General features: G+C 35.0%; 13 protein-coding genes. 3 read left to right on the top strand and 10 right to left on the bottom strand.

Going from position 1 to position 9,292, the window contains the following annotated elements; translation table 11 throughout:
• A partial coding sequence (locus tag HYY69_08600; protein ID MBI3033508.1) for a hypothetical protein occupies positions 1 to 193 on the bottom strand: 193 nt, incomplete at its 3' end.
• Between the two features lie 87 nt (positions 194 to 280).
• Positions 281 to 1,051 carry a helix-turn-helix domain-containing protein gene (locus HYY69_08595; GenBank protein ID MBI3033507.1) on the bottom strand — a complete coding sequence of 257 codons (771 nt, stop codon included), beginning with the start codon at positions 1,049 to 1,051 and terminating at the stop codon, positions 281 to 283.
• 95 nt (positions 1,052 to 1,146) lie between these two features.
• On the opposite strand from HYY69_08595, the gene HYY69_08590 reads away from it, so the two are divergent.
• Together HYY69_08590 and HYY69_08585 are read left to right on the top strand one after the other, a co-directional pair.
• A complete protein-coding gene (locus HYY69_08590) occupies positions 1,147 to 1,500 on the top strand; it encodes a hypothetical protein (protein MBI3033506.1) in 354 nt (117 codons plus the stop codon).
• Between the two features lie 51 nt (positions 1,501 to 1,551).
• On the top strand, positions 1,552 to 1,989 hold the full coding sequence (locus HYY69_08585) for a two pore domain potassium channel family protein (GenBank protein ID MBI3033505.1): 438 nt from the start codon (positions 1,552 to 1,554) through the stop codon (positions 1,987 to 1,989).
• On the opposite strand, the gene HYY69_08580 is transcribed toward HYY69_08585, so the two are convergent.
• The 7 genes from HYY69_08580 to endA form a co-directional block, all read right to left on the bottom strand.
• Positions 1,990 to 3,003, bottom strand: coding sequence for a class I SAM-dependent methyltransferase family protein (locus HYY69_08580; GenBank protein MBI3033504.1), 1,014 nt, complete (start codon positions 3,001 to 3,003; stop codon positions 1,990 to 1,992).
• A gap of 33 nt (positions 3,004 to 3,036) precedes the next feature.
• Positions 3,037 to 3,912: a hypothetical protein gene (locus tag HYY69_08575; GenBank protein ID MBI3033503.1), complete on the bottom strand. Its 876-nt coding sequence runs from the start codon at positions 3,910 to 3,912 to the stop codon at positions 3,037 to 3,039.
• A gap of 72 nt (positions 3,913 to 3,984) precedes the next feature.
• Positions 3,985 to 4,476, bottom strand: a complete 492-nt coding sequence (locus tag HYY69_08570) for a hypothetical protein (protein MBI3033502.1) — start codon at positions 4,474 to 4,476, stop codon at positions 3,985 to 3,987.
• A gap of 30 nt (positions 4,477 to 4,506) precedes the next feature.
• Complete coding sequence (gene fen / locus HYY69_08565) at positions 4,507 to 5,538, bottom strand: flap endonuclease-1 (protein MBI3033501.1); 1,032 nt, start codon at positions 5,536 to 5,538, stop codon at positions 4,507 to 4,509.
• Positions 5,539 to 5,553: 15 nt separating this feature from the next.
• Positions 5,554 to 6,231 (bottom strand): hypothetical protein, encoded by a 678-nt coding sequence (locus tag HYY69_08560; protein MBI3033500.1) that lies wholly within the window; start codon positions 6,229 to 6,231, stop codon positions 5,554 to 5,556.
• A 19-nt stretch (positions 6,232 to 6,250) separates the two neighbouring features.
• Positions 6,251 to 7,183 carry a hypothetical protein gene (locus HYY69_08555; protein ID MBI3033499.1) on the bottom strand — a complete coding sequence of 311 codons (933 nt, stop codon included), beginning with the start codon at positions 7,181 to 7,183 and terminating at the stop codon, positions 6,251 to 6,253.
• Positions 7,184 to 7,218: 35 nt separating this feature from the next.
• Complete coding sequence (gene endA, locus HYY69_08550; GenBank protein MBI3033498.1) at positions 7,219 to 7,752, bottom strand: tRNA-intron lyase; 534 nt, start codon at positions 7,750 to 7,752, stop codon at positions 7,219 to 7,221.
• Between the two features lie 60 nt (positions 7,753 to 7,812).
• Between endA and rnz the strand changes: the two genes are divergently transcribed.
• Complete coding sequence (gene rnz, locus HYY69_08545) at positions 7,813 to 8,724, top strand: ribonuclease Z (GenBank protein ID MBI3033497.1); 912 nt, start codon at positions 7,813 to 7,815, stop codon at positions 8,722 to 8,724.
• Between the two features lie 195 nt (positions 8,725 to 8,919).
• Here rnz and HYY69_08540 read toward each other — a convergent pair whose 3' ends face one another.
• Positions 8,920 to 9,132: a histone family protein gene (locus HYY69_08540; GenBank protein ID MBI3033496.1), complete on the bottom strand. Its 213-nt coding sequence runs from the start codon at positions 9,130 to 9,132 to the stop codon at positions 8,920 to 8,922.
• Between the last annotated feature and the right edge of the window lie 160 nt (positions 9,133 to 9,292).

The raw sequence follows: 9,292 nt of genomic DNA, 5'->3' as shown, positions 1-9,292 counted from the left end.
TAATAAAATCCCTTAAGGATTTTCCCGATTTTGCATACAAAATCAGCAACGCAACAAATTGATGTTGCGTATATGTTTTTGGTCCATACTTAAAGTGATACTGAGAAATCTGTTTCTCATAACAAACTTTTTTAACTAGGCATTGTACTTGTTCTACTGTATACTGGATTGTTGAATTATTGTGTTTCATCATACAATTTTTCATGCCAGTATACATATTTATGACTTTCGGGACAACGCCGAAATAATGAATTAAGTTATTATTTTTCACAACGGTTGTTTAACGAGGTTTAAGGGCAACAGTATAATGCCAAAACACATCAAACTGCGCTTTAAACGAAGCAGCTGTATGTTTATTTTTCAGAGAAAATAGCAAAATTTCACCTGATTCTTCATAAGGGAAAATAATAACATGATCGCCAAAGATATTGACTGATGCAGGCATTTTAATAGAAGGCGACAAAAAACGTATTCTGTGATAAGAGCTGTGATGCTTCAAGGTTTGCAACTGGCCTTTGGCATCAGCATTAAAGAGATAGTTAATGCGCACCTTTTTCAAGTGGGCATCCTTATGAAAATGAATAAAAAAGCGATTGACTTCAACTGAACGTTGAGGCACACCATAAGAATAAGCTTGACTGCCTTTTTTCATGTCACGCAAAGCTTCGTAAAATGCTGAACGAAGTCCTTCAATGCCTTGGTAAACAGCAGATTCAGAATGGTGTTTAGTTAAAGTTCTCTGTAGTTGGAGTTGTGGAATAAGTTTAGCCACCGCATGTTTCTGCTGTTGAAACAGCTTCTCTTTATATTCAATATAATCCAATAATCTCTTAGGGTCAGCAGCTTCAAAATATTTAGTATTTGATTTAATGACAAAACTTACTAATCCTTTTTGCATAAGCTTTTCCAATAATTCGTATATTTTTGAAGACGCAACATGAGCCTTATCAGTAATTTTGCCCGTTGTGCTGCTGCCCAATTCCAATAAACCTAAGTACACCTTTGTCTCTGATTTTGTCAGTCCAATATCTTCCAATAATTGAGTATCCATAAGAAAGATGAAAATAAGAGGAGTATATAATAGTTACTATTACTCCCCCCATTGGTGGATGTAATGTTTATAGCTGATAAAAAGGTTCACAAATCATGGTTAATACAAATGACCCAGAAGAAATGAGAAAAATATACCTAGAGGTGTATGGTTACTCTCCAGTCAATGATAAAACCCGACGCTTTGATGTTGCATTTTGTATGAATAATTGCAGAAAATATGGAAGAGAAGCTTTAGACACCTTCCGAAAAGATCAAAATCTTGAAAAGTATAATAGTGAAATTGCAGATTGTCTAAAGTTATGTATTGATCCATGTAGAATGCAACCTTTCGCAGTAGTGTATAACTATAGACATGGGCAAAATTTTAGATGTGAGGACATGATTGTTGAAGCTGAAAACATCAATGATCTAATCAAAAAAATAGTTAAAGAACTAGCTTCTCGATGATTATCAAAAACCAGATAGTTTTTTAAATAACCATCAATAACTGTCGTAACTATGCTCATACTAGAACTATTAAGAAAAATTCGAGATTTATTCAAAGACCATGAATTCGGAGTGTTGGGAATATTAGTAATCATAACATTGCTCATCGGAACAATATTCTACAATCATACTGAAGGTTGGCGCTATCTTGATGCATTATATTTCAGTGTGATCACCTTAACAACAGTAGGTTATGGTGACATCTATCCAACAACTGATGCTGGAAAAATATTTACCATGGTCTATTTGATAGTTGGCGTTGGCATTATTTTTGGTTTCATTAATTTTATTGCTCACCATACTAAAAAACAAGAAATCATTAATCAATTAGTAAAAAACCCACAGTTATTAGTTAAAAGATTAGATAAACGAGAAGATATCAAGACATTTAAGGAAAAATTACTTGAAAGCTTTAACGGCAATCATGGGAAATTTCACAAAGATAAATAATCAAAAAATAACAATATCAACACAAACTCTATAATGATGTGGCGAATACTGTCCGCAGAAAACTATTTTTTTAATAGTAACTTTCTTTCCTGATTTTTTCGCAAGAGCTAATATTTTTTTCCTTAACTGAGCTGTTTCATCTTCGTGAATAAAATCATAGAGGTGAATAATACTTTTTTTCTTAGAAACACTAAACGCAAGATCAAGAAAATCACCTGCATTTTTAGGGAGCGGCATTAAAATACGGTCAAATTTTGCCGATAAGGTTGGAACTATCTTTCGAACATCGCCATGAAATAATTGGACATTGCTTATTTTATTCAGAATAATGTTCTCAACACCATACTTATGAGCAACAGGATTCTTTTCAACACCGATAATTTCAGCAGCATTAGTATTTTTAGCAAGAACCAAAGGATAAACACCGCAACCAGAAAACATAACTAAAATCCGTTCGCCTTTTTTAACCTGTTGATAAATCCTTTTTCGCTCAGATGCTAAACGGACAGAAAAATACACTTTTTCAATATCAAACTTCAAACGAACGCCATTTTCAAGATACAAAGTTTCCTTGCTTCTTTTTCCTGCAATAACCTTTACTTTCTGCGTCCTGAACTCGCCACCACGAACGCCAACTTTCTTGACAACTGTTTTAAGCTGCCGATGTAAAGAGAGCATGGTATCAGCAATCAACTTTTCTTTTTTAATAAGCAACTCTGGAATTTCAATGATGGCAATGGTGCCAACAGTATCAAAAGATGTCTTCAAAACATTCATTTCAGCAGAAGATAATTTACCAGCCAAAGCTTCTTTCAACGTAGTTATTTTTTTAGTTAAACCAATGTTTTCTTTATTGACAAAAGAAACTCCCTTAAGAGAAAACTCTTTGACAACAGGATAATAAATATACTGTTTATCTGCAACAAGCCTATAGCGTTCATCAAACAACTGATACTTAAGCAAATATTGTTTAACCTTTTCAGCATCTTTCTTAAGAACTTTTACCGTTAACATAAGAATAAAATAAGATAAGAAGTTTATAAAACTTTATGCTGTTTGATAATTATTATTAGCCATAGTTGCTGCATGAAAAGCACGTTTTAATTGCCTGATATCACCTTTAGCTCTGCCATGAACACCAAAAAGATAATGTATTCCCTGTTCTAAACCCATATTTGTTAGTATTGCTTCTGCAACACGTGTTCCAAAACCATATGCTGGTGCATAGGTTCCTGCAATTAATGGATTTGCAGCCCATTTATGCGCTAAACGAAATGCCAAGTTATCATTGACAAGATATTGTTCTTTGAGGAGTGTTTCGACATCAACAGGATTTTTACCTTCAACTCGCACCATATAAGAAGCATTGTTTTTAGCTTTATCAACTAACCTTGCCAACACATACGCAATCTGTAAATCTCTGTCTGACAATTGGTCTTCATGAGTTACACCATGTGCTAGTAACGGAGCAGTATTAGCAAGTCCTTCTGCTCGAGCGACATCTGGCGTTAACATGGTAGGAATAGTCCATTCAAACCCTAATCTTCCTTCAAGATATTCGTTATGTGTTGTGACATTATCTAAATGATGACCAGGGATATTTTCATGAAAAAGAAGTAACTTTAATTCAGGCAGCGACATACCTCGTTGAATAGTATCGGTGTTAAACTGGAAAGTTCCTTTAAAAGTAGGTCCCCCTGTATTATGTTTAACACCAAAATAATTGCTTGAGCCAGAAAACCATGTATTAGAAACAGGAACAAATTCCAGTCCTTCTAGTGGATGACGATGACGTGGTAAATGAGGAACAACATGTGCTTGTACTAAACCAAGAGCTTCTTGACGCAAATCACGAACAATCGCTTCAAGATTACCAACATCAATAAGATGCGCATTTCTCCAAGCTTGAATTGCTCCAGACAATCCATTATATTGACTTGGATCAAAACCTTGTTCTTGAAGAAGTGTTGTTAACCTTAAATGGTCACCGGTAACCTAATAGAATACCGGTGCTTCTCCATAAACTGTTGTATAGATCTGATCATAGGTTGGTTTTGCTGCAGACAATTCTAACCTAATTAAATATCTATCCAGATTTAATTCATGAAGTTGAATTCTTAACAACGTATTGGCAACATACAAAATATTATGGATATGCTCTCGGCGATAAGGATCTTGTGGGAAGTCTCCATTATGAGAAGGATTGAATAAATTATCTTGAGCAACAAAAAAATCAACCGAACGCCTCTTTAAAAATTCAGCGACTGCATCTATACTAGGATTGCCGTCCTTATCAAGATTGGAACGAATTCTTTTAGCTTCAGGACAAAAATAAAAACCAGGTAACGGAGCGCCAGAATAATAAGCATCAACAAAATGCCGGAATTTACCATCAGGATTTAAAGGATCTCCACCTAAAACAAGCTCAGTAAAAACAAGGGCTGTCGCAAAATCATGTTCAAATTCAGGTGATAAGTTTCTGCCCATACTAATCAAAAATAAGGAAGACAGAACTCTTTATAAAAACTCTCCTAAGCCCTTCTGCCCTGATTTTTGCATTTTTCCTAGCCTTCCCAAAGCAGTTTCTACTCGTTCAACACTAAAATCATGTTCATCACATAATAATTTCTTCAATTGTTGAACATCTGGTTTTTTAAAAATTATACAATAATCATCAGTGACTGGCATATGTTTAAAAGTATTAAAAACATCCTGCCAAGGATAAGAATAATATTCTTCCCAATGAACATGTTTAAACAAACTATTAAAATCAGCGCCATATTGTTTGACTAATCTCAATGCGTTTTTCGGTCCAATGCCTTTAATGCCGCCATAGTTATAATCAGTGCCGACAAGTATTGCAAGAATAATAAATTGATCTTGAGTTATGCTTAATGCTTTAAAAACATCAGGCGCTTTAATCAACTCTGGCTGAACAGTTACAAACCCAAGTGTTTTTGATTTTTTCTTTTTACCAGTAATAGAAAGGTTTCGTACCAGGCAAGGCACATTATACAACAACGTATCATAATCCTGACTGACAGCAGCATAGGCATCTTTCCTGGCAACAATATGAGCAACTTGCGCTTCACCTTCAGAAGGTGCAGTAACATAAGGAAACCCTAACGCAGAAATCAACGCTTGTGCTTCTTGAATAATTGATGAGGTTAAAACAGCAGTGCGCGAGGCATATTTCTTCATAGCTGAAAGATCTTCACGCTCTTTAGCAATTTCATATTCTTTAAGAGCCTGATGCTTTAATGCTTTACGCCGCTCTCGTTCTTGTTCTTTTAATAGAGGTGGTTTTCCATCAAAAACAAAGATGACTTTAATATCATACTGCATTAAATGAGTTACTCTGCTAAACAATCCAACAAGATGAGAGGTAACATTTCCTTTACTATCTTGTAAAGGGGTTCCATCAAGACTGCGAATGGTTGTTAAAAACTGATATAATAAATTAAAAGTGTCAACAGCAAGCACTTTATTTTTTAAATCATCTAAGGTTATTTCAGTTCGAGGAACTAAATCTCCTAATGCTAAACCCATACAACATCAACTCATTTAGTCAACGCGAACATAAAAAATAATACTGCCAAGTTCATCATAAAGCTGCTGCCCCTGCTGGCGTTGACCTATTTTCACCATGAATTTATACGTTCCCGACACTGTTTTTTTACCATCCTTATTAATAGCAGCGCCTATATTCACTATAACAGGGATATAAAAACGCTCGTTTTTATCTAAGGTAAAGAAATTCTGCTGAGGTGTTTTAGAAAGCCATGACACAATAGTTTCATCGTTGCCAGCATTGCTGTTACTCTTAGTTTTACCATCAAGCCCTATATAAGTTACTTGATATTCCCGCTTGTCATTCTTATTATTTTTAAAACCTAAAGGAAATACATACGATTGTCCAACATGAATACCTTTTTTCATAACAGTGCTCGCCATAACAACAGGATCTTTATCGAGTTTTTCATCAAGGATAGTTTTGTCTGCATCAGTTATACTTAATGACGATGCAACCTCTGATGAGGGTTGAGTGATTGATTGCGGGTCAGACATCTCTTCTTGAACTGGTGCCTCAACAACAACTTCATCTTCTCTTTCTTCTGGTTGAGCAGGACAAAGTACTGGATCTGTTACAACACTTCCATCAAAACAAACATATTGTTTCTGAGTGCAGCCACTAATAAGAAAAACAAACATCAACAAAAACAGTAAAAATAATTTTCGCATAACAACACCTCATGATTTCTTACAATTGTTTTACTTTCAAATTTTTGAACATAACAGGCAATTGGTTGAGTGCTTTCTTGGTGATTTCACCTGTTGTAATATACAAAACCGGTAACTTCTTTGACTCCCCTACAACATAGACCATTGCCAAATCATTTTCATTATTGTTTTTCTTTGATCGTGCGCGACAATAATATTCTACGCCGCCTACAGGGCTAGGGACAGTAATAACAAACTCGATATCACGCTTCTTTTGTAGAATAGTATAAGTAACAATATAAATATTGTTCTTTTTGAAGAACGTGCAAATCTTCTCGAGGAACGGATCTTGGACTAAATCATGCTCAAGATTATGTTGAAGAGAAACTTCTTGAGGTAAAGAAGGAGTTGATGATGTTTCTACAACTTCAGGTACAGTATTTGTTAATTTCTCTTGCTTTATTTTGCGAGGAGTTTGTTTTTTAACAACTGCCTGTTTTTGTGGTGCAACAGGTTCTTTTTTCTCAATAATTGGTTGAAAACGCTGCTCAAGGATAGTATGTACTTCTTCATTGCTTAACAAATACCATTTCCAAAACAAGCGCTCTTGACCATAGATAGTTGCTTGAATAGGAACGGCAAAATCCTTAATATTACGAAGGGAAACTCGTGTTAAAGGCTCGACCTCAGTATCCTCAAGCAATTTCTTCTCCTTAAGAACATCAAAGGTGCGCCTGTCTTTTTCATTAAGATCAGCACAAAGGGTTTGGAGCTTGTCAAGTTGTTCTTTAATATAATAATAAGGGCTTCCTCCTCGTTTAAGATGAGTTAAGCAAACACGATCATGACTATGAAGTTCAGATAAAAAAGCGCCAATAAGAATGGTATTTGACTTTAATTGGCTTGTTATTTGGCTTGGAATTAAAGGCCCCTGAAGTTTCACTAATTGATAAACAGCTTCTCGATCAACCATAGAAAGAGTGGGTCAACTGAGTTTAAAAAGTTTGTTCAAGGCCTCAGCCATCTGCTTTCCCAGTAACTAACATCACCTTCATCATCAACAACTGCTAATAACAAACGTTTTTTAGTGGAATGCGCCACTCTATTTTTAGCAGCAAATTCATGCCAGGTCAAGGCTTGTGACTCATGAACAGGAAACACCACCCATTTTGCATGATCTTCTCCTGGTTTTACACCACGATCATAAACACGAAAATCAGCGCCAAATTTTAATGCTGTTTTTACAATATAGCCGCGGGTGCGCAAATCGCGAAAAACTGCATATTTAATCCAAAAGTTTTTCTCGAGTTTTTTTGCTTTTGCAATAAATTGTTCATGAGAAATCTCTTTTTTTCTTCGATCAGACAATTGTAAACGTTCTTTTTCCATCAAATATAATGTTTCTACTAAATTAAGTTCGACCTTTCCTGTTTGCATGCTCCCAAAACGGCTCTTATCATAAAGTTCTCGGGCAAGATCAGTATTTTCAGTAATGATAGTTCCATGGTAGAAAGTTGCTGAAACTTGTTGTTTTTTGATCATACGGTTAATTTTCATTCACAGTATATAAATATTTATATACTGTGAATGAAAATTAACTGTATGGTGAAAATAGAATTAACCTTTCTTGGTACAAGCTCAATGGTGCCAACAAAAGAGAGAAACGTGCAGGGAATTTATGTAGAGTATAAAGGAGAAGGGATTCTTATAGATTGCGGAGAAGGAACGCAACGCCAAATGGCAATTGCAGGCATTAATAGAATAAAGGTAAAAAAGATTCTTATTAGCCACTGGCATGGTGACCATGTAGCAGGTTTAGTAGGCTTGATTCAAACAATAGGAAATATACAGGAAAAGGTAAAACTAGAAATTTACGGACCTACAGGCACAAAGATGCGGATGAAGCATTTGATGAACTCATGTATTTTCTATAATAAAGTAGAGGTAATCATTCGTGAGATAAATCCAAAAAAACTAACAAAATTCTATGAAAATAATGACTATGAATTATACGCTGCCCCCCTTGAGCATTCAGTGCCTTGTATAGGATTTAGATTTGTAGAAAAAGATCAAAGAAGAATAGATATGTCCAGAGCAAAAAAACTTGGTTTAAAAGAAGGTCCTGACATTGGAAAGTTGCAAGAGGGCACATCAATAATTATAAACAAGAAAAAAATCAACCCTGATGATGTTTCTACAATAACAAAAGGAAAAGTAGTAAGTTTTATTTTGGATACTGCAGTATGTAATAATTGTAAAGTGCTTGCAAAAGATGCTGATCTTTTAGTCTCTGAATGTGTTTACGCTGCAGATCTTGAAGAAAAGGCAGAAAAATACAAGCATCTTACTGCAGAGCAGATTGCTCTTGTTGCCAGCCAAAACAATGTAAAAAAACTGATAGTAACTCATTTCTCCCAACGTTATAAAGAAGTAAGCAAAGTGCTTCAGGATGCTCGAGACATATTCAGCAACACTGATGCAGCATTTGATTTTATGAAGACAAAGGTTGAATAATCGGCTCTGCCCCGAATAAAGTTTTTGGTGCCATGCTAGTGATTATCCTATAAATAAATAATCGAGAAAAAAGGGAATTCCAATGGGAATTTTTTCCTTCTTATAAACAAGTGAGATAATCACTGTACCAAAACCGAGGCTATGCCGAGATTCGGGGCAGAGCCGATTAATAAAAAAGACTAATTATGCCAGCAATTAATCTTTTTTATAAGCAAGTTTAATATCACGAGCTTTGACAGTTTTCCTTCCTGCATGCAAAGCTAACTTCACTGCATCTTGGGCAATTTTCTCTGCAATATCTTCAACAATATTTTTCATAACAACCTTTGCTTTATCAGAAACACGATCAGCGCCTGCATTTTTCATGATTTTCTCCATTGAAACAACAGGAATCAGTCTTTTTGCCATAATTAACCCTCCTTTGACCTTATAACAACCTAAATAATGATTTTGTATATAAAACTTATCATATAGAAAAACATTTTAACAGGAAAAAAATAAAGGATATATGTCACATAAATCAAAAGGTATAAATGCAGAACGCGAGTTGATTCATCTATTTCATAAG

Source organism: Candidatus Woesearchaeota archaeon (genome assembly GCA_016192995.1).
Classification (GTDB): domain Archaea; phylum Nanobdellota; class Nanobdellia; order Woesearchaeales; family DSVV01; genus JACPTB01.
This window is presented reverse-complemented; position numbering and strand designations above follow the sequence as displayed.